Raw genomic sequence first — 25,128 nt, forward strand, 5'->3', positions numbered from 1 at the left:
ATAAGGTTGTGATTATCATGCAAAAATTCAATACAAAAGTCTCAAAATCATTGATCATAACAAAAAAGCAGCCATTATAAAAATGACTGCTTTTTGTTGTAAAAACTGAAGTAAATTTAGTTTTTCAATCCCAAACCTGAAACTATTTAGTATTTAAACTGACTCAGCATATAAATCTCTAAAAAACTTAACCTGAAGCTACAAATAATAATGCAAAATATAATAGAGGAATTAGGTTTAATCCTAGTCCTAAAAGACTTATCCACTTTTTCTCATATTTCAAAAATAGCGATAATATAGATAAGACTATCCCGATAATTCCTAATAGAATCATAGCAATCATTGAAGAAGTTAAATAAGCAAATACTAAAATATTTAATAGGCATCCAATAACAATACTAACTAATCCTAATTTTTTAGATAAACTAGTCATAATTTCCATTCCTCCTTTAAAAAATATTATACATATATTGTAATAGATAACAAGAAAAGATTCAAAAATTTAACACTTCAATACACTGAAATAACAGGAAGGTAGCTGTCGCATTGATACATGTAAAGGAACTGCTTCAGAACTCACTATTAAATGATATCAGTTCCATTAATTTTTTCATATCGTAAAAAAATTTTAATGGGACTATAGGACGTCTTGATATCAATGTTTTCATGAGTTTAGTTTGAAATAAATAATTTGAAACAACACGTCGATGATTGGACTTAACGTGAGTTATTCTCTATAATGGATAATTGAAGAGCTTAACCAAAATAGAGAAATGAGGGAAAAATAATGAAATTAGAAAAAATTCAAAAACCAGATTACTTAAAAGTTCGTCATGCAATGATTGCAGGGGCTCGTACCATTGAAGATGTTAAAGTCATGACAGATCTTGATACAGTGGAATACGAAAATGACATTAAAGCTATCTTAGCAAGTATCTGTGGATGTAAAGGAACTTCATTACAACAAGTGGTTACTTTAGCGAATGAAGGAAAAACAGTTGAAGAAATCAAAGAAATTACAGGAACTGCTACAGCTTGTGGACGTTGTATTCATTTATTAGAAGCTGTTGTCGCTGCCAAAAAATAAAACTCCATCAGTGATGGAGTTTTTTTATTTTGTTTTTAAATAAAAAACGGTAATCTGTGGCACATTGAACAATCGAAAAGGTGCCTTTGTATTTCCAATTCCCGTATTAACATATAAATTCATATCACGATTAATCTCATAAAACCCACGTACATATTTTTCAGCTAACGCTGTTGTCATTAAAGGTCCAACAAACGGGATGTATACCTGTCCTCCATGACTATGTCCCGCTACCACTAAATCGACTGGATAATTGATAAAATCATCAGCTAAATCAGGCTCATGTAACATTAAAAGATTAAGGTGATTTTCTTGTATGCCTTTCATTGTCTGAACCGAATCATAATATCCAATCAAGGCATCATCAGCTCCAAAGAGACTAAGCGTCGTTCCTTTAATATTCAACGTTTCATGATTATTGAGTAACACGTTAAAACCAGCTGATTCCATTAAATCTTCATAAAAACGTTCAGCTCCCCCACCATAATCTCGATTCCCAAAAACAGCGTATTTTCCAAATTTAGATTTGATTTTAGATAAAACGATTGCTATTTCATCGATAGCTCCATCATAATTAGCCGCATTATCCATTAAATCACCCGTAAATAAAACGAGATCTGCCTCCTGTTCATTGATTTTATCAACGACTTCTTGTAAGTCTTCAATCGTAAAAAAGTCACCTAGATGTGTATCTGAAAATTGCACGACTTTAATCGCTTCGCCTTGAATTTTACTAAGTGGCACATCATGAGAAATCACTCGTAACAACTTTGGTTCAACAAAGGTTGAATAAAGTATGATTAAAATTCCAAATAAAATCAAATACCCTAATCGCTTAAAAAATACTTTCATCTGCTCATCCTCTATACTCTCGTTTGTTATCTTTACAAAATTATATTGTACTCCCCTTAAATTTAAATCACAAATACTATTTTTAAATTAATTTCACTTTAAATGTCGAAAGATTTATTAATCTATTTAATCCTTATTAATTGCTTTCATTTGGAAATTTTAGTATAATAAGCTCAATCATATTTTATAATTAAGAAAGGATGTCGCCAGATGAATTCAACATTAACTAATCTGTATGATTATAGCTATTATTGTTAAGTTTGTATTTATGCTTGGAGTCATTCCCATCATAGGTACAAACTTTTAGACGTTTGTCTCTATGATGGCTATCTCTTATATAAAATAGATGCCACATAGATAAAAAACTATGTGGCCCTTTTATTAAAAGCTTATCGAATTACCACATAGTCTATTGAAACTATGTGGTTTTTTTATTCATACGATAGAAAAGAGGAGAAAAAAAGATGAAGCAAAAAAAAGATATCATTATTGTAGGATTTGCATTATTTTCAGTATTTTTCGGAGCAAGTAATTTAATTTTCCCACCATTTATCGGGGTTACTTCCGGAAGTGAATGGTTAACAAGCTTTTTAGGGTTTGTTTTAGGGGATGTCGGAATTATTTTACTTTCAATTTATGCCATCGCTAAATGTGGTGATTATCAATCCATTGTTGGACGTGCAGGTAAAAATTTTGGACTAAGCCTAGAAATTATTATGATGCTTTGTTTAGGGCCAATTTTAGCTATTCCTAGAACAGCCGCAACTACATTTGAGTTAAGTATTACGCCATTAATTCCAGGAGTAAACTCAGTCTTTTTCTCAATTATCTTCTTTGCCTTAACCCTTATATTAACGATTCGTCCAACAAAAGTAATGGATATTATCGGGAAGTTCCTAACTCCTGTTTTATTAATTTGTCTAGCTTTCTTGATTGGAAAAGGAATGATATCTCCACTTGGAACATTAAATAATGAGATTAATTCAAATGAATTATTCGTTACTGGATTAACGCAAGGATATCAAACAATGGATGCTTTAGGAGTTGGAGGAATCACTGCATTCATGATAGCTTCTTTCATAGGGAAAGGATATACCTCACAGGAAGAACGTATTAAGTTAACGATTAACGCAACGATACTTGCTTGTTGTGGGTTAGCCTTAATATACGGTGGGTTAACTTACTTAGGAGCAACTGTTTCTAATCAATTTGATGCCTCTGTTTCTCAAACTGCTTTATTAGTTGCAATTACTCATCAATTAATGGGACAATCAGGAACAATTATTTTAGGTATTATTGTCGCATTAGCTTGCCTAACAACAGCAATTGGTCTAACTTCTATTACAAGTAAATATTTCGAAGACGTGACAAACAAAAAACTAAAATATGAACACATCGCTATTTGTATTTGTACCTTTAGCACAATTGCCTCAACAATTGGAGTCGATCAAATTATTGCGCTATCAGTTCCTATCTTAACTATTATTTACCCAGTATCCATTATCCTAGTTATTTTAAGTGTCTTAAAAAAATTCTTTAGTAACAATTTATCCTTCGTTTTTGCAGGATACACAACATTACTAATCAGTGCTCTATCTGCCGCTAATGTTTCATTTATGAATGAACTACCTTTAGCAAATTTAGGTTTAAACTGGCTTCTACCATCTTTACTTGTCGCAATAGTAGGAGAAATGATTGGCACTAAAAAATTATTAACCGTCAAAAGTCCTATTAAAGAATTATAAATAGGTATATTAACGGAGGTAATCTCTCATTCTAAAAATATAATCTATACAGAAAGGAGGCATTGCCGATGTCTTTACCAAGAGAAGAATATATTGAAATTCGTCATGCTCAAGCTAAAGGAGCTCGTACGATTGATGACATCTTAAAAATGACGTCCATTCAAGCTGATACTCCTGAAAAAATGAAAGAAATTGAGGATGTTCTATATCTTGCATGTAGCTGCAAAAAGGTATCAGTTGAAGAAGTAGCGATTGCTGTTCAAAATGGTGCAGATACAGTTGAAAAAATCCAAGAGCTTACAGAAGCAGGGACAGTCTGTGGACGCTGCATCCCAATCTTAGAAAATATTTTAGAACTTAAACATTAAAGACCTTGCAAAGCAAGGTCTTTTTCATTACATCATATTTTTTAAACGTTGCATCACTTGTGGATAACTTTGATATTCCTTAATTTTATTGTAAATATTGCGTCATCCGTTTACATTAACAGATTCATTAAGTTGATAAGAAAAAGGGGTTATCTATTTTGAGATAGTCCCTTTTATTTTAGTTGAACTTGAATTTGAATTTGCGTTAAATAATTATCGTATCCAATAACTGAAATTTCATCTAGAATAAACTCTTCGTAGGAATAACCTGAGAATTCCAGGTTATTTTGTTTAGCAAATTCAATCATTCGATCATAGGTTTGATACGTTGTATCGTATGACCCACGATGATAAGCAATCAAATATAATCCTTTTGGTTTCAAAAAAACCGTCTGAGCTTGAGTGACATCTTCGATTCGAGAATAAAAATGAGTATAGTCTAGATACTCTTTCTTAGCTAACCGCTGTGGATCAATCATGACTCCTACAGAATCCCAAGTCGTATATGAATTAAAATCTTCCCGCTTCATAAACTCAGATAAATGATCAAAAAATTCTCGATGATTAAATTGATCTAATTCAGGACTAATCATAAAATATTCTGCTTCCATCTGCTTTAACTCAATTTCATCGCCTATTAACAAGATCGCTCGTTTTGTCATTTCGACTTTTTCATGCATGATTTGTTTTAAAGTCTTTAAATGTTCAATTTCTCGATCAATTTGATCTATCTTCTGAGAAAAAAGGTGGATCAGTTGTTCTGGACTGCGACTATCTAAATAAGTTTTAATTTCTTGCAGTGACATTCCCATTTCCTTTAATACCGAAATCACCCCAAAAACTTCAAACTGTTGATAACTATAGTAACGGTAACCATTAGGCTTTTTAATCGCTGGTTTAAAAATTCCAATCTCATCGTAATGAAAAAGGGTCTGCTTTTTAACCCCCCAAAGTTTTGCAAATTCTCCAGTCGTAAAATACTGATTCATACCTCATGCTCCTCTTGACTATACGGTAACCATATACTTTATGATAATTAAGAAAGGTGGGATTAACCTAATGAATACAGATAGTAAACAGTTAACCTTTAAATCATTTATGGCTTTTACAACGCCAACGATGATTATGATTGTTTTTTTATCACTTTACACGATCATTGATGGAATTTTTGTCTCACGATTTGTTGGACAAAATGCATTATCAGCCATTAATATCACGCTTCCACTGATTAGCTTAACGTATGGGATTGCATTTATGTTTGCAACCGGTGGTAGTGCCATTGTAGCAAAAAAATTTGGGGAAGGCAATTCGTTGGAAGGGAAACAAAATTTCTCATTCATTGTTTTATGCAGTGTGATTATTGGGATGTTCTTAATGATTATAGAACTTACATTTCTTACAAATCTACTAAAGCTTCTTGGTGCAACAGAGAATCTTTATTCTTATTGTTATGAGTATGGATTTATTATCACTTTATTTACGCCAATTGCAATCCTAAAATCATTGTTTGATTATTTCATGGTGACCGCAAACAATCCTAAATTAGGACTCATAAATACGTTAATTGGTGGATTTACGAATATGATTCTTGATTATGTCTTTATCGTTGTTTTTAATTTAGGGATTTCAGGCGCTGCGTTAGCAACAGGGATTGGACTTTTAATTCCTTCTATGATTGGTTCAATCTATTTCATGAACCAAAAAAATTATCTTCATTTCACGAAGCCTAAATTAAAATGGGATGTTCTCATTCAAAGTATGTCAAATGGATTATCAGAAATGGTCACAAACTTATCCACAGCTGTCACGACACTTCTTTTTAATCTAATGATGATTAAGTATTTAGGTGAAGATGGGGTTGCTTCGATTACCATTGTTTTATATGCTCAATTCTTATTAATGTCTGTGTACTTAGGATTTTCATCAGGAGCAGCCCCTTTAATTAGTTTCAGTTATGGTGAAAACAATCATCCACAATTAAAACAATTAATCAAATATAGCTATCACTTCATTAGCGTTGCCTCAGTTGTAACGTTTGTACTTGCCTTAATTCTTGCGTCAACCATTATTAAGATATTTACCGGTGGTGAAACTGAGGTCTATCATATCACAAAAAGTGGCTTTTATCTGTTCTCCTTTAGTTTCTTACCGATTGGAATTAATATTTTTGCTTCCGCTATGTTCACTGCTTTTTCTAACGGAAAAGTATCAGCACTAATTTCAGTTTTAAGAAGTTTAATTCTCGTCATCATCGGTGTTATCCTCTTACCAATCCTCCTCGGAGTGAACGGTATTTGGTTAACCATCCCATTTGCTGAGTTCATCACTGTCGTGATTTCTATTAGTTTAACGAAAAGATATGCTAGTTATTATCATTATGAATAAAAACATTAAAGGGGCTGTCTCAAAATGAGATAACCCCTTTTCATTATTTAAATGTTAAATATTCCGCATAAACGTATCCAATTTCTCCTTCAAAAGAAATTTGAATCCATTCATCACTATAATAACGATCTAATACCTTAACCTTGTCTCCTGCATCTAAATTTCCGATGATATCTGTTCCTGTTGCCGCTTTCGCACGAACATTTACTCCATCAACATTACAATAAGCCTCATTATTATTTGTTTGAACCAGAGTTTGTTCCTGTTGTGCTGGTTTTTCAGATGGTTGCTGCCCAGTTTCATGTGTTTGATCTGACGACTGCTCATTTGATGAATCTGTTGCTGGTGGTGTCACTTCTTCTGGCTTTTGATCGACCGCTGTATCTTGATTTACATCTATTGAATCATCTGATGTTTCCACTTCAACTTTATCATAAGTTAAATAATCATTTTCAGATTTAGGTTGCTCATACGTAGCAGCCATAACACCTGTATAAACAATTAATCCCGCACCTAATGCTGTTAAAAGCCCGATAATTGAAACACCAAGCTTCTGTGTCCATGAAGTGACTTTTCCATCAAATTCATCTTTTTTCTCCGATTTCATCTTAATCCCTCCCGTGTTAAATCCTGTTGCAAAATCATTAAATAAATCGAGAATTTTATTATTTTAATTAATCATATCATAATTTAGTAGAATAATTATGTATTTTTCACTGACATTATCCTCCAATTAAAAAAGATTCAGCCTCAGTTTCCTGCTGGACCGAATCTTTTATGCTTCAGTTTTCATCTTCTAAAAATTCAACTTGAGGCCGTGTTCCTACCCCATCATAAGTTATTAAATAATCGACTCGATTCTCTTTATACTCAATCACAATTTTAGTATGTGGAATGCCTTCCGGTAATGAACATTCTATATCTAAGATTTGACCATCTTCGACAATTTGTGTCTCTAATAAAGGAGTACCTTCAATTAACTTATCATCTTCATATCTAACTTGATAAATTGTAATCTTTGAGCCAATATGTTGTGGAATAACCAACAGTCGTTCATCACTTGGTTCTTGATTATATTCAATCACATCCAAATGGTCTACTATAGCTAATTGTTGCTCTGTTGGTTCATGAATAATAGCAGCGAGTTGTTTCTCACTCATCTGTAACTGTAGTAATTCCACTGCCTGATTGACCGTCGCACTCACAAGAGAATCGACACGCTCCTCATTTTCGTCTGTTTGATTAATAGGTTCTTCGATTTGATCTGATTTTAAAACTGGTGTTTTAATTTCTACCTCGGAGTCAATAGGCGGCTTTTGTCCTTCAGCTGGAATATTTATAGAAGGTTGTGGATAAGTAATATCCATTGGTTGATTACTCGACTGACATGCTGATAAAATTCCAATTAAAATCCCTATTAACCCCCACTTTAATTTCATGATTCATCCTCCCTACAACGAGTTCTTTTACTAGTATTAGTCTATGCAACAGCAATTCAATCGAAACAAATCATCCCTATTTTCACTCTCATTTTTTCGACATAATCTTTATTTCTAGCGTCAGTAAACGCTTTTATTTAACAAGTGATGTATGATATGGTAGGATTATCATTTCTATCCTAGGGGGAATTTTTATGGCAATAGTAGAAGTAAATTTTCATTCAACATGTCTCAACCGAATGGTCACTTATAAAGCAATCATTCCAACCGAGCATCTAACAAAAGGTGAACCATTTAAAACACTTTACCTTTTACACGGATTTACAGATAATCACACTCAATGGATGATTGGCTCACGTATCGGTCTACTTGCCGAGCAATCTCGTTTAGCAGTTATCATGCCGGCAGGAGAAAATAGCTTTTATGTCGATGATGAACGACGTGGTCATCTATATGGTGAATTTATCGGTCGTGAGCTTGTAGAACAAACACGACAAATGTTCCATCTTTCACCAAAACGTGAAGATACCTTTATTGCCGGCCTTTCAATGGGCGGATATGGAGCTGTCCGAAATGGATTAAAATATCACGAAACATTTAGTCATATCGCTGGCTTATCATCAGCCTTTATCTTAGATCGCGTTCTAAATTCAAAACCAGATGCTGAATCACTTCTTGAACGTCGCTCTTATTTTGAAAGTATCTTTGGAAACTTAGATGAACTTATCGGAAGTGATAAAGATTACAAAGCCTTAATTCAAAAGTTGAAAAATGAAGCTGTGGATATTCCACAAATTTATCTCGCATGTGGAACAGAAGATTTCTTAATTGAACAAAATCGTGATTATCGTGACTTTCTAAAACAAGAAGCTATTAATTTTACTTATATTGAGTCTCCTGGAATCCATGATTGGAAATTCTGGGATACCTACATCGAAAAAGTAATCGAATGGTTACCTTTATAAAATTGAAAGTTCGGCAAATGCCGAACTTTTTATTTATTTAATGAAAAGTAAAATTACTGATTTCCTATCAAATAGCCCATTTTATAAAATGATTAAACTTATCACTTTCTCACTATAAAACCCATTTTTTTACTGTTTAAAGTTAATAAACGACAAACATACTATATATAAACTAAAATTAGCATATTTTTATATGCGAAATATCTATTATTTTTTTCAAATTGTGAGGCTATGTTTCCAAAATACGATTGATAAACTAATAAAATATAAATCATTTTCAATGAATTTCTACTTTTTTTATATACTAATACTACCGAGATTTTTATGATTTTGTGCTATGCTAAATTCAAATAATATCGGTTCACAATGATGTTATAGAATGGAGTTTTTATATATGACAAAAACCTCTTCCTCAAAACTACATTTTACATTGCTTCTTCTCATTAATATCACGCTCTTATCCGCTTGTCACTCAGGTGATTTAAGTAAAGAAAATCGACTTAGCACCTCTGTTAATTTAAGCGATGCTCCCTTAGAAATCAATATTCTCGAAACAGGAAAATCGGATTGTATCGTTATTAAAGTTGAGGATAAAACGGTGATGATTGATACAGGTCTTGATCAAAATGGTGAAAAAATCGCAGATTTTCTAGAAAAAGAACAAATTGATGTCATTGATTACCTCATTATTTCTCATCTAGATAAAGATCATATTGGTGGAGCCGAAACTATTTTAGATGAAGTAGCTGTTTCAAAGGTGATTCAGCCTAACTATACCCGTGATACAAAACAATATAAACAATATACAGAAGCACTAAAAGACCATGAACTAAATCCCATTTATCTAGCAAATGATATGACCTTTAAACTGAATGATGCAACATTCATCATTTCTCCTCCATTACAAGAAGAATATGAACTATCTAATGACTATTCACTCATTACTTCTGTTTCATATGGAGACCAAAGCTTCCTATTTGCAGGAGATGCTGAAAGTATCCGCCTTAGCGAATTTTTAGCGACAAGTCCACTACACTATACATTATTAAAATTACCTCATCATGGTAGATATAGTGAAAAACTCGATGAATTATTAACAGCTATTTCACCAACCTATGGAATTATTACTTGTTCAGAAGAAGAATATGCTGATACAGAGGTGCTTGAATTATTAGCAAAACATCATGTCCAAACACTCATGACGAGTGATGGACCTATCGTCATTCGAAGTGATGGAAAAAATATTAGTGTGCATCAACAACTAAAAACGATTATTTCTTTCAAACAAAAAGGAGACTAAATTAACTTAGTCTCCTTTTCTATTGTTCAATTTGTTTAATTAATGCTTGTATCTCACCTTTTAATCTATCTGAACTCTGAATTAAGTCATTTGCTAACTCCTTGACCCCATCATCTTCCGTTTGTTGCAAAATACTATTCATAAAGATCGTCCACACCTCACATTGTTTTGACAATCGTGTTAAAAAGTCCATATCAATACTATTCCCAATTAAAACAGTAGGTTGCTCACCTTCAACTTTAAGATTCGTTAAAATTTGTTGATAAATCTCTTCATAGCTAGATAAATAGGTAGCTTCTTTGGTTTCATCATAAACAGGATTCTCACTAACCTTCTTTTGAACTTTACTAATTTTCTTTAAATTTAATTTTAACCCATCAATGAATTGATCGACCGGCTGTTTTAATTCTTTTCGTTCACCATATTGAAGTTCATTTTTAGATAAAGCAATTAATGCTCTTTGATATTGTAAGACCTGATTTAAAAAATCAGTATTTAAATCGCCTGTTTTTTCTGTGGAACCAAGGCTATCTTTTAGTTCTAGATAGATTAAATCAATTTTCTTCAAGTAGTCGCTTTCTTTTAGATTTGGCCCATCAGCTGCCTTTACAGAATAGGTTAAAAGAAAGATTGAAATAAATGTGAACAATAATTTTCTAAATACGTTCATCACTTCACCGCCTTATTCATGCATTCATAATTATTATTTAATAATCATCTTCTATTTATGTAAGATAAATGCTCATCAAAAGATGTCGAACTTCTCTTTTATAATTTAACAATTTTTTTACCCCTAATCAGGTATGCTTGAACTACAAAAATTCAACCAAATTATTTCCCAAACCAACAATACAAGTTACGTACATGTGTATTTTAATTTATAGAATATATCTATTAATCAGCTTTATAGCTTTACGGTGATGTGGTGGATTGACTGGAAAAAGCGGGTTGAAAAAGTTTAATAATACTTAATCTTGAGTTTTATAATAGTATTTAAAAATGGAGAATTAATAGAATCATAGAGGATAATAGGGAATATGATAAAAAAATAGCCCCAGTAGAGAAAAAAAGAGGACAAAAAAAGAGAGGAGATGAAAGAGGATAATAGAAAATAAGAATAAACAAGACACAATAAAAAAGAACGATTTTTATAAAATCAGTCAAAAAATTGATCCCTTTCTCCTCCTTCTATAACATCGAACAAACTAAGTGGTGAAGGATAAAGAGTAGTTTAAAAATGAAATTATAATCTGAAAGATTCGATTACAATTTCTCCTATTTCTTATCCTATTGTTTCATCATGCATCATCTTAATTAAGGTGTAAAAATATTTAATAAAATGTGCTATATAATATCAAAATTCAACAAAATCGGTTATAATGTAGGCATAGTATTACTTCACTTTAATTAATAGGGGTGCTTAAAAATGGAGATACAAAACAAAAAAATAAAAAAACGTGGTCTTACTGCTCTTTTAATTACAGGAGCCATTGTTGGAATCGGTATGGGTACTAATCATGTAATAAAAAAAGTGGCACAACAAAAAGCTAAATCTGATGAAATAAAACGTCTAAAAGATCTTGAAGATGAAGAGTTTGATGACTTATTTGAATAGTAAAAAAACACCTCAGTTAACATTTGAGGTGTTTTTTTACGTCTTTTTCTTCACAAAAACTCATATTTCAACAATTTTCGCACCGATTGGACTCATTTTTTATCCACACTTTCCTAAATCTCCTATCTCGACTTCCATATGGATAAAAATCATCACTTCTTTTTCTTAATCTGTGGATGATTCTAACTGCTTAGGTATCCCCCCCTTCAGGAATCATTCCATCTAGAGATAAATAATAGTTTCAGATTAGTTTTAACTCATTATTTAATTCATACCCCAACGGTGTTGGGGTATTTAATTTAGCAATCCCCTCGCTTAAAATATTATCTACATACTTTATAACACGCTTAACGTACTCCCATGAGCTACAATAATCACGAGTTTTCTTTCGACCTCCCTAAATCTGACACAATATATTCATCCATTCTTCTCAAACATGTTTTCAGTGTTAGAGACATTATCCGTTAACGGGAACTCCTCTTGGTTTAAATCATAATCTTTAAATTCATATCCTGGATAACGTCGGTCCTCTTTTGTTAAACCTCGTGGGCGCCCCCCTACATAATAACACCATTTATGAACTTATTCTTCCACATAAATCTCAGCTGTTTTTTACTTATTTAAACCTTGTAACGCACCATAAGAACGCTCATTTACCTTCCATGGCATACGAACAGGAATCCATATTAAAACCATCTCATAAAGAATAATCCCTAGAGTTCCAATGACGTATTTAAGATATGAGGGCTCACCATCAAACTCAATTCCATTTTCACGTAGAAATTTAGTCACCATTGTAGTCTCTCTTAACCCATTTTCAGATAACTCTACATCTGTCGAACCTATAAATTTATTTTCTAATTTCCGATGCTTACAACATGACGAACTAGCACTAATTTAATTATTAAATTTTCAACTGATTCTAGTAACACTCTATATTAATTAAAACTAATGATTACACTCAGTTTAACTTCAATTAACTTCTTCTGAAGAGATTTGTATAGCGAAATGTATTTCCATTTTCAGAATCAGTCTTAATTTCTAAAACACTTTGCTAAGAAGACATCCTATAGTCTCGAGGCTACCTAGTGATTTCCGAAAGAAATCTTTTCCTCAACTACTAGGGCTTGTCGTACCTACCATTTTGAAGAAAATGTATCTAACGCTGGTAGGGTCTTAAAAGTTTTTACGATATGAAGAACTTATCCGGGCTTATATATAGTAACTGATTAATCACATATCTGTAACTCAGACTCACTATAGAAACACTCAATCATTCTACCGTTTATAAAATCACTACTTCTTATCAATCGTTGGTTTCACGTATATCAACTTTGCTAGCAACAGCATTTTACTCATGCTTATCTTTATTATTCTAGCTATCTTGGGGATATTCGCTCTCTGATTCCATGTGTATCTGCGAGTGATGCTCCTATTAATTAATGTCGGTATCATCATGAAGAAAGAACGAAAAATAAACGCTAATCTCCTGTGATTTAGCGATAAATTCGCCATGATATCGTACTTTAGAGCGTATCAATATCTTATTAAATAAAATTAGTTGAGTTACTTTTTATTTTCTTTAACTTTTAAGTATTTCCTGTTTATTTTAGTAACGTAAGTCAAAATTAAATCATCATTTTATCTTTATTTTGACTAATGGATAATTAGTAAACAAATTCAACCCTTATTGGCAAGTCAGATTAAATGCACAATAAATTGAGTCTAACATGAGAAACTATTTCTTACCTAATGCTATAATTTAGAAATCCATTGCACGATGAGTGATAAACAAAAAACACCTTATCATCGTAACCATTAGCTTCTTATTTCCTGGATTATTCCTCATATTTATGTCACAACTGATAATCAAAATTCTTAATTATTATGCATCACTTATCCACATTTCCTAAAAATGTTCCACATGGAACTTTTTGGTTCTGTGGATAAGTGGTTTTTTGTAGCTAATTCTCTAGATATTAATCTAAATTTGTCAAAAAAATAGTCAAAAATCAAAAAAAGGACTTTTTATTAAGTCCTTCTTTTTTGATGGCTATATGACGCATTAGGTGAGATAAAAAGATTGAATTTTAGTCATCCCTAACCAATCTTATTAAATACGTTCTTCTATTTCCATATCGAAGAGGTGCGTCTAATTAAGATTGATATACATCTCGATTTCATTCCCATCTTCTTATCTATTGCACAACGACTATTTCTTCTCCATGTTTCACATGGATCTAACTTTCTGCTCCCATTAGTGCAACGACATCAACGATTTCGTTCATTTCTAATAACAACAGATATTAGATATTTATCCTTTGTCACAATCTCAGTCAGAAAGTTCATTTGTGGGCTCTCCATGAAGCTGGCCACGAATTTATTTTTAGGATAGTTATACATATTTTGATGCGTATTAACTTATTGAATAACTCCTTTATCTGACTATAAATAAGCTCCTACATTTTTATCAAAGGCAACTATTGTCACATGAGCTTTACGTCTATTTCCTTTATTAACTCTTTTTATCATACATATAAGTTAATTATTTATAAATATTCCATATTTATCCTAAATTATTCACTATAAAAATGTAAAAAGCGTTGAGTCCTTAGTGGAATCAACGCTTTTTCTTTATTTTTTATTTCACCTTTTAAGTGAAGCATTTTACTATGAAAATAATCTCTCTTTTGATATCGTTTTAATCGCCAAACCAAAACTAAGGAGAGATTACATTTTTATGATACATCAAGAACAACTTCGTTTCAATAAAAAGATTAAATTTAATTTCAAGGGTGGGGATTTAACGTCGGATGCAGGACTGTTGTTAATCCAAGAATTTATGCATCACATGAAGTTTCCAGAACTCTTAAAACAGTATTTTTATTTAGAGACTGATCAGGCGATTCGAACTCATACGAATCACGACCTCTGTCTCCAACAAATTTATCAAACCATTGCTGGTTATCACTGTGCTGATGATGCGGATGAGTTACGAGTTGACCCTTTATTAACTACTTTGCTTGATAAGCCCTCGTTAGCTTCTCAACCGACTTTATCTCGTTTTACTCATCGATTGACGAAGGAAACAAGCAAGCAATTTGAACTCATCAATCAAAAACTATTATCGCAATTTTATCAAGTCGAAACGCCTAATCATTTTATTTTTGATGTGGATTCCACTCATTTTCAAACCTATGGTCATCAATATGGGAAGGCCTTTAATGCCCACTATCAAGCACAAGGCTTTCATCCTCTCATGGTTTTTGATGGAATGACTGGAGACTGTTTAAAAGTTGAGCTTCGTGCGGGGAATGTTTATACCTCACGAAATATCGTTTCTTTTATCGGTCCCTTATTATCACACTATCAAAAGAGGTTTCCATCGAGCTATCGAATCGTTCGCGGAGATAGTGGATTTGCTCATAAGGAACTGTATAAGTTATGCGAAACGTTAAACACAAACTATGTGATCCGTTTAAAGGCAAATGCTACTCTCTATCGTTTAGCTAAAGAAGTAATGGATGTTTTTTTGGAAGAGTGTTCACTTCAATATTCTCAACAATTCTATGGGGAGTTTGAGTATCAAGCAAAAAGTTGGGATCGGCCAAGACGTGTCATCGTTCAAGTGAGACGAAAAGCAGGCGAACTTATTCCCGATTATTTATTTTTAGTGACGAACATGGAAACAAGACCGGAGATGGTTATCAGTCTATACGCTAAACGTGGGACGATGGAAAACTATATCAAAGAGTGTAAAAATGGATTTAGAATGGATAAAGTCAGTCATAAGCACTGGATGACAAATGTTAACCGAATTCAACTCATGGTGTTAGCTTACAATCTCATCAATGGATTCAGACGATTAACATTACCTCATGAGTTTTCTAAGATGCAGATTGAAACCTTACGGATCAAACTCATTAAAATCGCTGCCAAGCGAGTGAAACAATCACGAAGAATCATGTTCAAACTCTGTAGTCACCATCCTTACAAAGAAGTTTTCCATCACTGTTTAAAAACGATTCAGGCCATTCAGTTAGAGTAAGTGACTGAAGTCGTTCTTTGAAAATGAGATATTTTTTAGAGAAACACATCACCAAGGGGGGAGTCTACCCTTTTTTAGAGATTTGGAGTATGAATTAACTCAAATTTAAGATTAAAACGATAAAAAGCTGTGGTTTAGACTAAAATTTAGTTTGTCCACAGCTTTTTTTGAATGGTCATGAATAATTCAGGTTTATTATAAAAATTAAGTTTGTGGCAAATAATAAAAATAATTGAATATTTTATGATAAACGAAAGGATGGAGTTAATGGCATTCGATAAAATTATTCTTAAAAATTTACTTAAAAATTTCAATAGCGTTCCCTTCACTGTTCAATTTTGGGATGATGAGATTTTTACAATTGGTGAGGGAGCACCGGTCTTTAAAGTTTTTATTCGTGAACCAATTAATCAAAAAGATCTATTAACAAGTACCTCTTTAGCACTTGGTGAAGCCTATATGGATAAAAAAATTGAGATTGAAGGTGACCTTTATACAGCGCTAGATGCCATCTTAAAGCATATTGATCACTTCACGACAGATTTTAAGGCCCTTCCTAAATTATTTCATAATAGTACAGCAAAAGCTAAGCAAAAAGAAGAGGTTTCCTCTCACTATGATATTGGAAATGATTTTTATAAACTTTGGCTCGATGATACACTTTGTTATTCATGTGCTTATTTCAAACATGAAGATGAGTCATTACATCAAGCACAACTTAATAAAATCGATCATCTTCTTGCCAAGCTTCAATTAAAAGAAGGTGAATCCCTACTCGATATCGGTTGCGGTTGGGGATGTCTTTTAATTACAGCAGCCAAAAAATATAAAGTTAAAGGTGTTGGAATTACACTGAGCCAAGAGCAATTCAATGAATTCTCTAAACGTATTAAAAACGAACAACTAGAAGATTACTTGACAGTCAAATTAATGGATTATCGTGATCTTGAGCATTCTAACTTACAATTTGATAAAATCGTTAGTGTCGGAATGCTTGAGCATGTCGGACGTACAAATTACGACCTATTCTTAAAAAACGTCAATGCTGTTTTAAAACCGGAAGGAATTTTCGTTCTTCACTACATTAGTGGGGTTAAAGAAGGTGAGGGAGATGCATGGATTCGAAAATATATCTTCCCTGGTGGAACCATTCCATCTTTACGCGAAATCATCTCTTTGTCTGCTGACTATAACTTCCATGTCATAGATGTTGAAAACTTACGTCCTCACTATCGCATGACACTTCTTCATTGGTACAAAAACTTCGAAGACCATATTGATGAAATTAGCAAAAAATTCGATGAACGCTTTATTCGAATGTGGCGAATGTACTTATGTTCTTGTGCTGCCTCATTTAATAATGGTGTCATTGATCTTCACCAAATTGTATTTACTAAAGGAGTAAATAATCATCTTCCACTCACACGGGATTACTTATATGAGAAGTAATCTTATAAATAAGAAAAGCGAGAACTCAAAGAGTCTCGCTTTTGCTTTTATTCTTCTATAAATTCAATGATTCCTTCACCTAATTTACTTACACGTGCTAAGGAATACACGTCATATCCTTTATCGATTAATAATTGACGTCCTGCTTGGAATGATTTTTCAATAACAATTCCAATTCCCGCTACCTTTGCTCCCGCTTCTTCAACTAAGCGAATCGCACCTAAAGCTGCTTCACCATTGGCTAAGAAATCATCAATAATTAAAATATGATCATCTTCTGAGATGTATTTCTTAGATAATGTTAGTTCATAATCTGTTGCTTTTGTAAAAGAATGAACTGTTGTTTGATACACGTCACCTTTTAAAATTTTAGATGCTTGTTTTTTTAATGTCACCATCGGTAAGTTCATTTGCATTGCTGTCATAACCGTCGGTGCAATTCCAGAACTTTCAATCGTAAAGATTTTAGTCACTCCATGATTTTCAAAATATTTCTTAAACTCAGTTCCGATGTTATACATTAAATGAGCATCAACCCCATGATTTAAAAAAGAATCTACCTTTAGAACTGTCTCATTTAATGCCATTCCATCATTTAAAATTCGTTGTTTTAAAGCTTTCACCTAAGCAACCTCCACTTTTTTTAACTTTTCTGCACTCACTTGAGTCTCTTTTAATACTAAATTTAAAACTAATGCAACAATCGTTCCTGTTGAAATTCCTGATGAAAAAATCATTTGTAACGCTTCAGGTAATCCCGAAATAAACTCTGGGCGGAACGTTACACCTAAACCTAATGCCATTGAAGTTGCAATAATTAAAAGATTACGGTCTGTTAACTCAACACGACTTAATGTCTTAATTCCAGCTGCAGCCACCATACCAAACATCACAAGTCCAACCCCGCCTAAAACAGGTTGTGGAATTCCATTAATGACACCTGCTAACTTAGGGAATAGCCCTAAACAAACAAGTAAAATACCTGCCATTACTGCTACATGCTTACTTGCAACTTTCGTTAAAGAAATTAAACCAACATTTTGACTAAATGATGTATTAGAGAATGACCCTACTAATCCACCACAAATACTACCAAAACCATCAGCTAAAATTCCAGCCCCAATTTTTTTATCTGTCATTTCAACATCAGATGTTTCTCCAATGGCTTTTAAACATCCGACTGTTTCAATCGTCGTTACGAAATAAGCAGGAATAAATGCTAAAACAGCCTTCCAATCAAAAATGATTCCATACTCCAAAATGTTAGGAATCGCAAACCAACTTGCCTCTGTTACTGCTGTAAAGTCAACCATCCCAAATGGAATACAAACCACATAACCAACAATCATCCCAATTAAGATAGAAGCACTACTAATCATTCCTTTACCATAACGATTTAATAATAGTGTAACAACTAAAACTAACATCGCAATAGAGATATTTAATAAACTTCCATAATCAGCTGAACCCGTTCCACCAGCTGCCCAGTCAATAGACACTGGTAATAACGTTAATCCAATTAAACAAACTACTGTTCCTGTTACAATTGGTGGGAATAACTTCATTAACGGTTTAATAAAGAAACTTAAAATAATTTCAAATAATGAACCTAAAATCGTTGCTCCAACAATACCAGCCATTCCTAACGTTGATCCTACTGAAATCGCAGGAGACACAAACGTAAAATCTGTTCCCATAATACAAGCCACGCGAGCCCCAACAGGCCCTACTCCATAAGCTTGAATAATAGTTGCTAGACCGGCTGCTAAAATTGAAGCACTAATTAGTGACGTGGTCATGGCACTATCAAATCCTAATGCTCCTGAAATAACAAGTGGGACGACGACAATTCCTGAAAAAGCTGCAAAAATATGTTGCAATCCAAATAAAACTTTCTTTCCAACCGTCGGATTATCATCGACTCCATAAATTAAATTTGTTTGACTCCCAATTTGTTCTTTGTTACTCATCTTCATCATACACTCCTTTTTCTAATAGAAACAGAGAAATAGTCTACATTATGAAAAATTATCCTCAGTTCCTAGGCCTTTTTTAATTCAAGGCTAACTATAGTCCAGATAAAATTTATCTGGACTTACCTACTTATGGCCAAGTAGTTATAAAAAAAGCAGCACCCCATTTTAAAACGAGGTGCTGCGCGAATAGATATATAATAAAAAATTATATATCAAAAAATCATCCAACAACGCCTCGTAGTCCGCACTTTTACGGTTTGCAGGTAGAAACGCCCAGTCCATATTACCAGGTATATACGAGTCTATATTCATTTTTACCACTTTATTATATTATGTTGTTCTTAAAATTACAATGAATTTCCATATTTATTAATTTTTTTTGTAAATAGCTATCTCAATTTTCATAGAAAAATGAAAAGCCACCTCTATCATTAAGGTGGCTTTTAAATATGATTAATTCCAACGTAATCCTTTTGGATAATGATTCTTTAACATATTGTTTGCAAGTTTAGCCCATCCTAGTGAGTAACCATCGACACAAATTAAATACCATCCCTTTTCTCCTTCAAAAGGAATTGTCTCACCGCGTAAATAAGCACGAATTTCATCACTATCTGCTGCAAATGAGATAGAATGCTTCACGTCTTGTGGACTTAATGATAACGCCAAGGCATGTGAAGGTTCAAAACGATTTTTCTTCATTGTTCCTAAATGCCACCCAGCACGAACCACTTTTAATTTATCAAAGGTTAGCATCTCCTCTGGAACAATATATAATTGATCACCGAATAACACGTAATCCCCTTTAGGAACTTCAACTAATGCAACTTTCGCGAACATTAAAAATTCTTGAATCTTCTTCTTATCATTTAATGGCTTCACATACTGACGTTTTGGCTCTTTAAACTCAGCATTCTCTGTTTTTCGTAATACAGCAACATAGTGTCCTTCCCCATGGATATAGTGTGGCCATAAACGGTAAGTTTCTTCAATGCCTTCAGCCTCACTATTTGACCATTCACGACGTCCCGGTTTAAAGCCCTCATAAGCTTTCATCGATTCAATTTTAAATTCGGGATGTGATTCAATAAACGCGCCAATTGCTTGCTCATTTTCTTCTGGTGCAAACGTACAAGTTGAATAAACAATACGTCCGCCTGGTTTTAACATCGTAGCAACCTCTTCTAAAATATCAGCTTGACGATCTGCACAAATTCGAACGTTTTCTAAACTCCATTCTTCTTGTGCCACTTCATCTTTTCTAAACATTCCTTCTCCTGAACATGGCGCGTCAACAACGATACGATCGAAATATGAAGGGAAATGCTTTGCTAATTTCTGTGGGCTTTCGTTAACCACAACTGCATTTTTAATTCCCATGCGCTCAATGTTTTGCGAAAGAATTTTAGCACGCTGTGGATAAATTTCATTCGTGATTAACAATCCTTCTTGCTGCAACTGAGAAGCCACATGTGTACTTTTTCCACCTGGAGCTGCACATAAATCTAGTACTTTTTCACCTGGTACAGCTTCAACAAAAGTCCCAACTGACATCGCACTCGGTTCTTGAATATAATAAACACCTGCTTCATGATAAGGATGTTTACCTGGACGGTCAGCTTGCTGATAAAAATAACCTTCAGGGACCCATGGAATTGATTTTAAATCAAACTTATTTAATGTTTCAAACTGGTCTAATGTTGTTTTTAATGTATTAACACGTAGCCCAAGAGACTTCTCTTGTTCATAGCTATTAATAAACGCTTCATACTCCTCTTTAAGTAACGTCTGCATTTTATCTAAAAAGTCTTTTGGTAACGACATTTTGATTCATCCTTTCATCTTTAACTCTATCTATGGATTATAGTACAAAAGACGAAGTCTTTAAACAACTACTCTTTATAAATTTATCGAGATTTAATGCATTTTTTTCTGCATTATAAAAACAGATTATTATCCTGGATAGTTATCTCCCCTATGACCGCTCTCCTGCTGTGGATAAGAAAACTAAAATCATAATCTCTTCCTATGTGATACGCTTGTACCTTGTGGATAATACTGAACTGCTCTAAAAATGGTTATCCACAAATTCATTTATAGCACTCAGTCGATATGAGTCAGATCTTTTCGATTTCCCCGTCAATCCCATCCCGTTAAATAAGCTATTCTATTATTAGTTACTTCAGCGATTTTAATGACTAGTTAGCATCTCCTTTAAATAAGTTCTATCTTACAAATTAAAAAGACGTTCATTTTGAACGTCTTTTTAGCTAGATTTTTTTAACAAATTCAGATTTTAAGCTCATTGCTCCGAATCCATCAATTTTACAATCGATATCATGACCATTTGCTGAATCATGAACTAAACGGATTCCTTTAACTTTAGTTCCTTGCTTAATAGCTGAAGAACTTCCTTTAACTTTTAAATCTTTGATAACTGTAACAGTATCTCCATCAGCTAAGATGTTTCCATTAGCATCACGGATTACGTTTGCTTCTGCAGCTTCTGCCTCAGCAGCAGGGCTCCATTCATGAGCACACATTGGGCAAACTAACATGCTTCCATCTTCATATGTATATTCTGAATTACATTTAGGGCAATTTGGTAAAGCTGACATCTTTATTCCTCCATTCTAACGACTCTCATAAGTCATTATCATATCATAAAAAACAACTTTTTTCAAAGTTGCCTCTACAGTTGAATCATTAAATCTTAATCCTTTATTAGAATATACGACCTTAATGAATCTTAATCATCGTTAAATCCTTAATTCATTAATAAAATTTTTGATTGTATGATAAATCTAAATTTTTATTAATCTTCAAGATTAATTCGTGTCACCTTTATTTCCTTATCTTCTATCGTAACAATAGCCATCGTCAATGACAAGGAAAAGCGTCGTCGTCCACAACCACCTGGATTTAAATAGACCACCCCATCCTTCACTTCATATTCATATTTATGAGAATGCCCATAAATCACTAAATCAAAGTTATCCACATGTTTAGGAATATCTTTTTTATCATGAACCACGTAAATTAACAACTCATTCATCTCAAGCTCTAAATAATCAGGCAAGCCCTCAAATTTATCATTATTTCCACGTACGACAAACGTGTTTGCGATCTCGTTTAATCGTTCAATGATCTCTTCTTTACAAACATCTCCAGCATGAATAATATAATCACATTCTTTTAAATAGATTAACACATCATCTCTTAAAACATTATGCGTATCTGAAATCACTCCAATTTTCATTAAAATCATCCTTTCTGAAATAACTAGATATAAGACAAAATAATCCTCAGTTGAAACTTTTCCAAACCACTCGATGAAACAATCTAAGTTGTGGATAACTTCATCAATAACATAATAATCACTCATCATCATTTCTTTATCATCTAGTATAAATAAAAATTTTCATCCTTCCAAGACCTTTATAACAATTAAAATTTGCCCGTTTTCCACAACCTAACATAACAACATCCCCCTCATAAGCAATTCTTAAAGACTCAATATTCTATCTATTTATTCTCTTATCATGAAAAATTATGGACAAGTGTCCCTCTAACATCTTCCTTCTTATTTAACTCAGTATGGCACTTTTACAAAAGACAGAAAATCATTCATCAATATAGCTGTTCCCCCTTTGGTATATAAAAGTTTAATTTATAGCAAAAAAAATCATATCTTTTGATATGATTTTTCTAATTCTGATCATGGACTGTTAATCTTGTTGGATAAGGAAATAGTTTTAATCCTTTAGCATCTAAATTTTCTTTGTTTAAATCAATGACTTGAATTTGCTGATTACTGCTGGTCTTATAATAATATAATTGAGTCTCTAAACAAAGACATGCACTATACTTAGTCAAATGACACTCTTTTCTTTTTGGAGTCTCAACCACCCCACGTGGTACAACAAAGTTATCTAGTATATGAAAGCATTCACTAATTGCTGATTCATCACCTTCCCCAACGTTCACATGATTTCGTAAAAAAGCAGCCTTTACAAATCGTGACGGAGAAGAAAAATCGCCAGGAAGTCCAATCGTACCAAAGCCATTAGAATAAGGCGATAACATTTGTTGTCCCCATTTAGTTTCCTCTGGCTGCTCTGATTTGACATTAATATAACAATCTAAGTTATTTAAATGCCAATCAAAGGTTGGAGAATTTGCTAAAACGCCTACCTTATTATTATAAACTGTTAACTTATCTCTTGTTCGCTCAATGACGATCGATTGACCACTCGTATCACTAACAAGCCAATGAATTTCTGTCGATAATGCCGTTTGATCATCAGGAAGAGCCACAATATTTAACTGTTTAAGACCTTCCATTAATTCAGAAATCGTTGAAAAATTAGATAAAACCCAAAAAGCTACATCATATGGGGCTATATTGACCTTATCCTTCCTGATTTTATGACTCCAAGTAGAAAACTTAGATAATTGTAACATCAGACAAGATAATCCTTTTTCATTTACTCCATCACAAAAAAGAATATGATTTTCATAAAATAATCCCATTCCTAAAACTGCATATTTCGTTTTCATTTCTTCATTCGTCACACGATTTACATATTCAAATTCTCGTGGAACTAAAGCAACTGATAAATCATTCATTGGGTGAATATCAAAATTCCGTCCAACAAGATGATGATTTTCGCTTGTTTTTAATGTAATGGCTGTACACACCTTATTTCACCCTTTCTCTTATTTAGAATAAACTACATTAAAAAAGAGCCAATATTATAGTCATAAAATACTAGCTCTAACTCCTAAATAGACATCTACTTCATTACACTTATTAATAAGGATAATATGGATACGGATAAGGGTATGGATAATAGTAAGGATATGGCGGGAAAAAGAATGGATAAGCTAGTAATGATAAGGCTGCTATGCTAGCAAAAGGAAATCCTCTTGGTCCAAAGCGTCGGAATCTTCCTCCTCCACCACCTAGAGGTCTCCCAAAGCGGCTCTCATCTTCTATGACATTTTCACCTACTAACACAATGACTTGATCATCGTCAACACGTCCAATAATTCCATCAACAGTATTTCCATCTTTCAAGGTTAAGACAACATGATAATATAATAAACGATTGCACTTATCCTGCCATTGCTTAGAATCTTGCTGATAGCTATTCTCTTCTAAATTCATGCTTTATCCTACTCCTTTCTAGTAACATAGTATTCGAATGGATATAAAAGGGTACTTATTCCTAACCAATCTTTTTAATTTAACGCTGTGTTTTAAATAGATGTTAATAAAAATTTAAATGAAGAACCAAAAAAGGTGAGACAAATTATTTGTCCCACTTTTTTATGATCCCCCTTATCCAACCTATAGAATAAAAGTTAATGAAATTCCAAACAATAATTTTATATTTAAAGGAAGGTGACATCATGCCAACACAAGATACTATTAAACTTTTGAACGAATGTAATGCAGGAATCAAAATGGCAGTTGAGAGCTTAGATGAAGTCATCAATAAAGCTAAAAATGAAAAATTAATAACACTTTTAAAAAATTCTCTTGAAGAACACAAAAAATTAGGAAATTTAACACATCAAAAACTAAATGAATTTCATGATAAAGATAAGGAACCAAGTACTATCGCTAAAGCTATGTCTTGGATGAGTACCAATCTAAAACTACTTACGGGTGATGTTGATGAAAAGATAGCTGATATTATAACAGAAGGTTGTAATATGGGAATTAAATCTATCTCTAGATATTTAAATCAATACCCTAATTCACAAGATGATGTAAAAGAAATCGTTCACCAATTAATTAAAATTGAAGACAACTTAGTTCATGAGCTAAGATATTACCTATAATAAAAAAATACCTATTAACTGATGAAATAACTTAAAAAGAACCTATTAT

Annotated in this window: 24 protein-coding genes and 1 riboswitch; of the genes, 10 read left to right on the top strand and 14 right to left on the bottom strand. The window is 32.9% G+C overall.

Annotation, left to right across the window (positions count from 1 at the left end; genetic code table 11):
* Positions 1-187: 187 nt before the first annotated feature.
* The gene (locus AT726_RS05965) at positions 188-442 is read right to left on the bottom strand and encodes a hypothetical protein (protein WP_237297222.1); all 255 of its coding nucleotides are present in this window, start codon (positions 440-442) and stop codon (positions 188-190) included.
* Between the two features lie 345 nt (positions 443-787).
* Here AT726_RS05965 and AT726_RS05970 point away from each other — a divergent pair, with 345 nt between their 5' ends.
* Positions 788-1,087, top strand: coding sequence for a (2Fe-2S)-binding protein (locus AT726_RS05970; protein ID WP_055276585.1), 300 nt, complete (start codon positions 788-790; stop codon positions 1,085-1,087).
* Positions 1,088-1,111: 24 nt separating this feature from the next.
* Here the strand turns inward: AT726_RS05970 and AT726_RS05975 are convergent, their stop codons facing one another.
* Positions 1,112-1,939: a metallophosphoesterase gene (locus AT726_RS05975; RefSeq protein WP_055244900.1), complete on the bottom strand. Its 828-nt coding sequence runs from the start codon at positions 1,937-1,939 to the stop codon at positions 1,112-1,114.
* 464 nt (positions 1,940-2,403) lie between these two features.
* Between AT726_RS05975 and brnQ the strand changes: the two genes are divergently transcribed.
* Entirely contained in the window at positions 2,404-3,684 is a 1,281-nt protein-coding gene (gene brnQ, locus AT726_RS05980) for a branched-chain amino acid transport system II carrier protein (protein WP_068759235.1), read from the top strand.
* Positions 3,685-3,752: 68 nt separating this feature from the next.
* The gene (locus AT726_RS05985) at positions 3,753-4,052 is read left to right on the top strand and encodes a (2Fe-2S)-binding protein (RefSeq protein ID WP_055244897.1); all 300 of its coding nucleotides are present in this window, start codon (positions 3,753-3,755) and stop codon (positions 4,050-4,052) included.
* Between the two features lie 173 nt (positions 4,053-4,225).
* On the opposite strand, the gene AT726_RS05990 is transcribed toward AT726_RS05985, so the two are convergent.
* Positions 4,226-5,041, bottom strand: a complete 816-nt coding sequence (locus tag AT726_RS05990) for a MerR family transcriptional regulator (RefSeq protein ID WP_055244895.1) — start codon at positions 5,039-5,041, stop codon at positions 4,226-4,228.
* 70 nt (positions 5,042-5,111) lie between these two features.
* Here AT726_RS05990 and AT726_RS05995 point away from each other — a divergent pair, with 70 nt between their 5' ends.
* Positions 5,112-6,437, top strand: coding sequence for an MATE family efflux transporter (locus tag AT726_RS05995; RefSeq protein ID WP_237252588.1), 1,326 nt, complete (start codon positions 5,112-5,114; stop codon positions 6,435-6,437).
* Positions 6,438-6,480: 43 nt separating this feature from the next.
* Here the strand turns inward: AT726_RS05995 and AT726_RS06000 are convergent, their stop codons facing one another.
* Both AT726_RS06000 and AT726_RS06005 read right to left on the bottom strand, forming a co-directional pair.
* On the bottom strand, positions 6,481-7,044 hold the full coding sequence (locus tag AT726_RS06000; protein WP_068759236.1) for an SH3 domain-containing protein: 564 nt from the start codon (positions 7,042-7,044) through the stop codon (positions 6,481-6,483).
* A 175-nt stretch (positions 7,045-7,219) separates the two neighbouring features.
* Complete coding sequence (locus AT726_RS06005; RefSeq protein WP_068759237.1) at positions 7,220-7,876, bottom strand: hypothetical protein; 657 nt, start codon at positions 7,874-7,876, stop codon at positions 7,220-7,222.
* A 194-nt stretch (positions 7,877-8,070) separates the two neighbouring features.
* Between AT726_RS06005 and AT726_RS06010 the strand changes: the two genes are divergently transcribed.
* Positions 8,071-8,841 carry an alpha/beta hydrolase gene (locus AT726_RS06010; protein ID WP_068759238.1) on the top strand — a complete coding sequence of 257 codons (771 nt, stop codon included), beginning with the start codon at positions 8,071-8,073 and terminating at the stop codon, positions 8,839-8,841.
* Between the two features lie 394 nt (positions 8,842-9,235).
* Positions 9,236-10,141 carry a ComEC/Rec2 family competence protein gene (locus AT726_RS06015; RefSeq protein ID WP_237252586.1) on the top strand — a complete coding sequence of 302 codons (906 nt, stop codon included), beginning with the start codon at positions 9,236-9,238 and terminating at the stop codon, positions 10,139-10,141.
* 19 nt (positions 10,142-10,160) lie between these two features.
* Here the strand turns inward: AT726_RS06015 and AT726_RS06020 are convergent, their stop codons facing one another.
* Positions 10,161-10,811, bottom strand: coding sequence for a hypothetical protein (locus AT726_RS06020; protein ID WP_055304551.1), 651 nt, complete (start codon positions 10,809-10,811; stop codon positions 10,161-10,163).
* A 756-nt stretch (positions 10,812-11,567) separates the two neighbouring features.
* On the opposite strand from AT726_RS06020, the gene AT726_RS06025 reads away from it, so the two are divergent.
* Complete coding sequence (locus tag AT726_RS06025) at positions 11,568-11,756, top strand: hypothetical protein (protein WP_055244884.1); 189 nt, start codon at positions 11,568-11,570, stop codon at positions 11,754-11,756.
* Positions 11,757-12,368: 612 nt separating this feature from the next.
* Here the strand turns inward: AT726_RS06025 and AT726_RS13175 are convergent.
* Positions 12,369-12,551 carry a hypothetical protein gene (locus AT726_RS13175; protein WP_335338323.1) on the bottom strand — a complete coding sequence of 61 codons (183 nt, stop codon included), beginning with the start codon at positions 12,549-12,551 and terminating at the stop codon, positions 12,369-12,371.
* A gap of 1,945 nt (positions 12,552-14,496) precedes the next feature.
* Between AT726_RS13175 and AT726_RS06035 the strand changes: the two genes are divergently transcribed.
* Positions 14,497-15,804 (top strand): IS1380 family transposase, encoded by a 1,308-nt coding sequence (locus AT726_RS06035; protein ID WP_055275552.1) that lies wholly within the window; start codon positions 14,497-14,499, stop codon positions 15,802-15,804.
* A gap of 267 nt (positions 15,805-16,071) precedes the next feature.
* Positions 16,072-17,253, top strand: coding sequence for an SAM-dependent methyltransferase (locus tag AT726_RS06040; protein ID WP_055276602.1), 1,182 nt, complete (start codon positions 16,072-16,074; stop codon positions 17,251-17,253).
* A gap of 47 nt (positions 17,254-17,300) precedes the next feature.
* On the opposite strand, the gene AT726_RS06045 is transcribed toward AT726_RS06040, so the two are convergent.
* The 7 genes from AT726_RS06045 to AT726_RS06075 form a co-directional block, all read right to left on the bottom strand.
* Positions 17,301-17,876 carry a xanthine phosphoribosyltransferase gene (locus AT726_RS06045; protein ID WP_068759240.1) on the bottom strand — a complete coding sequence of 192 codons (576 nt, stop codon included), beginning with the start codon at positions 17,874-17,876 and terminating at the stop codon, positions 17,301-17,303.
* Positions 17,877-19,229, bottom strand: coding sequence for a uracil-xanthine permease family protein (locus tag AT726_RS06050; protein WP_237297223.1), 1,353 nt, complete (start codon positions 19,227-19,229; stop codon positions 17,877-17,879).
* Between the two features lie 218 nt (positions 19,230-19,447).
* Positions 19,448-19,549, bottom strand: a riboswitch (purine riboswitch).
* A gap of 133 nt (positions 19,550-19,682) precedes the next feature.
* On the bottom strand, positions 19,683-21,053 hold the full coding sequence (locus AT726_RS06055) for an RsmF rRNA methyltransferase first C-terminal domain-containing protein (RefSeq protein WP_068759241.1): 1,371 nt from the start codon (positions 21,051-21,053) through the stop codon (positions 19,683-19,685).
* Between the two features lie 446 nt (positions 21,054-21,499).
* The gene (locus tag AT726_RS06060; protein WP_055245279.1) at positions 21,500-21,847 is read right to left on the bottom strand and encodes a zinc ribbon domain-containing protein YjdM; all 348 of its coding nucleotides are present in this window, start codon (positions 21,845-21,847) and stop codon (positions 21,500-21,502) included.
* A gap of 197 nt (positions 21,848-22,044) precedes the next feature.
* Positions 22,045-22,614, bottom strand: coding sequence for a metallophosphoesterase family protein (locus tag AT726_RS06065; protein ID WP_237297224.1), 570 nt, complete (start codon positions 22,612-22,614; stop codon positions 22,045-22,047).
* A gap of 323 nt (positions 22,615-22,937) precedes the next feature.
* On the bottom strand, positions 22,938-23,930 hold the full coding sequence (gene bsh, locus AT726_RS06070; protein WP_055245130.1) for a choloylglycine hydrolase: 993 nt from the start codon (positions 23,928-23,930) through the stop codon (positions 22,938-22,940).
* Positions 23,931-24,042: 112 nt separating this feature from the next.
* Entirely contained in the window at positions 24,043-24,399 is a 357-nt protein-coding gene (locus AT726_RS06075) for a hypothetical protein (protein WP_055245132.1), read from the bottom strand.
* Positions 24,400-24,644: 245 nt separating this feature from the next.
* On the opposite strand from AT726_RS06075, the gene AT726_RS06080 reads away from it, so the two are divergent.
* A complete protein-coding gene (locus AT726_RS06080) occupies positions 24,645-25,079 on the top strand; it encodes a hypothetical protein (protein WP_055245133.1) in 435 nt (144 codons plus the stop codon).
* Positions 25,080-25,128: the final 49 nt, after the last annotated feature.

Source organism: Turicibacter sp. H121, from assembly GCF_001543345.1.
Classification (GTDB): domain Bacteria; phylum Bacillota_I; class Bacilli_A; order MOL361; family Turicibacteraceae; genus Turicibacter; species Turicibacter bilis.

Bases quoted from the DNA above. Each gene is read 5' to 3' on its own strand.
- AT726_RS05965 (WP_237297222.1), bottom strand. From the start codon at position 442: ATGGAAATTATGACTAGTTTATCTAAAAAATTAGGATTAGTTAGTATT.
- AT726_RS05970 (WP_055276585.1), top strand. From the start codon at position 788: ATGAAATTAGAAAAAATTCAAAAACCAGATTACTTAAAAGTTCGTCAT.
- AT726_RS05975 (WP_055244900.1), bottom strand. From the start codon at position 1,939: ATGAAAGTATTTTTTAAGCGATTAGGGTATTTGATTTTATTTGGAATT.
- brnQ (WP_068759235.1), top strand. From the start codon at position 2,404: ATGAAGCAAAAAAAAGATATCATTATTGTAGGATTTGCATTATTTTCA.
- AT726_RS05985 (WP_055244897.1), top strand. From the start codon at position 3,753: ATGTCTTTACCAAGAGAAGAATATATTGAAATTCGTCATGCTCAAGCT.
- AT726_RS05990 (WP_055244895.1), bottom strand. From the start codon at position 5,041: ATGAATCAGTATTTTACGACTGGAGAATTTGCAAAACTTTGGGGGGTT.
- AT726_RS05995 (WP_237252588.1), top strand. From the start codon at position 5,112: ATGAATACAGATAGTAAACAGTTAACCTTTAAATCATTTATGGCTTTT.
- AT726_RS06000 (WP_068759236.1), bottom strand. From the start codon at position 7,044: ATGAAATCGGAGAAAAAAGATGAATTTGATGGAAAAGTCACTTCATGG.
- AT726_RS06005 (WP_068759237.1), bottom strand. From the start codon at position 7,876: ATGAAATTAAAGTGGGGGTTAATAGGGATTTTAATTGGAATTTTATCA.
- AT726_RS06010 (WP_068759238.1), top strand. From the start codon at position 8,071: ATGGCAATAGTAGAAGTAAATTTTCATTCAACATGTCTCAACCGAATG.
- AT726_RS06015 (WP_237252586.1), top strand. From the start codon at position 9,236: ATGACAAAAACCTCTTCCTCAAAACTACATTTTACATTGCTTCTTCTC.
- AT726_RS06020 (WP_055304551.1), bottom strand. From the start codon at position 10,811: ATGAACGTATTTAGAAAATTATTGTTCACATTTATTTCAATCTTTCTT.
- AT726_RS06025 (WP_055244884.1), top strand. From the start codon at position 11,568: ATGGAGATACAAAACAAAAAAATAAAAAAACGTGGTCTTACTGCTCTT.
- AT726_RS13175 (WP_335338323.1), bottom strand. From the start codon at position 12,551: ATGGTGACTAAATTTCTACGTGAAAATGGAATTGAGTTTGATGGTGAG.
- AT726_RS06035 (WP_055275552.1), top strand. From the start codon at position 14,497: ATGATACATCAAGAACAACTTCGTTTCAATAAAAAGATTAAATTTAAT.
- AT726_RS06040 (WP_055276602.1), top strand. From the start codon at position 16,072: ATGGCATTCGATAAAATTATTCTTAAAAATTTACTTAAAAATTTCAAT.
- AT726_RS06050 (WP_237297223.1), bottom strand. From the start codon at position 19,229: ATGAAGATGAGTAACAAAGAACAAATTGGGAGTCAAACAAATTTAATT.
- AT726_RS06055 (WP_068759241.1), bottom strand. From the start codon at position 21,053: ATGTCGTTACCAAAAGACTTTTTAGATAAAATGCAGACGTTACTTAAA.
- AT726_RS06060 (WP_055245279.1), bottom strand. From the start codon at position 21,847: ATGTCAGCTTTACCAAATTGCCCTAAATGTAATTCAGAATATACATAT.
- AT726_RS06065 (WP_237297224.1), bottom strand. From the start codon at position 22,614: ATGAGTGATTATTATGTTATTGATGAAGTTATCCACAACTTAGATTGT.
- AT726_RS06075 (WP_055245132.1), bottom strand. From the start codon at position 24,399: ATGAATTTAGAAGAGAATAGCTATCAGCAAGATTCTAAGCAATGGCAG.
- AT726_RS06080 (WP_055245133.1), top strand. From the start codon at position 24,645: ATGCCAACACAAGATACTATTAAACTTTTGAACGAATGTAATGCAGGA.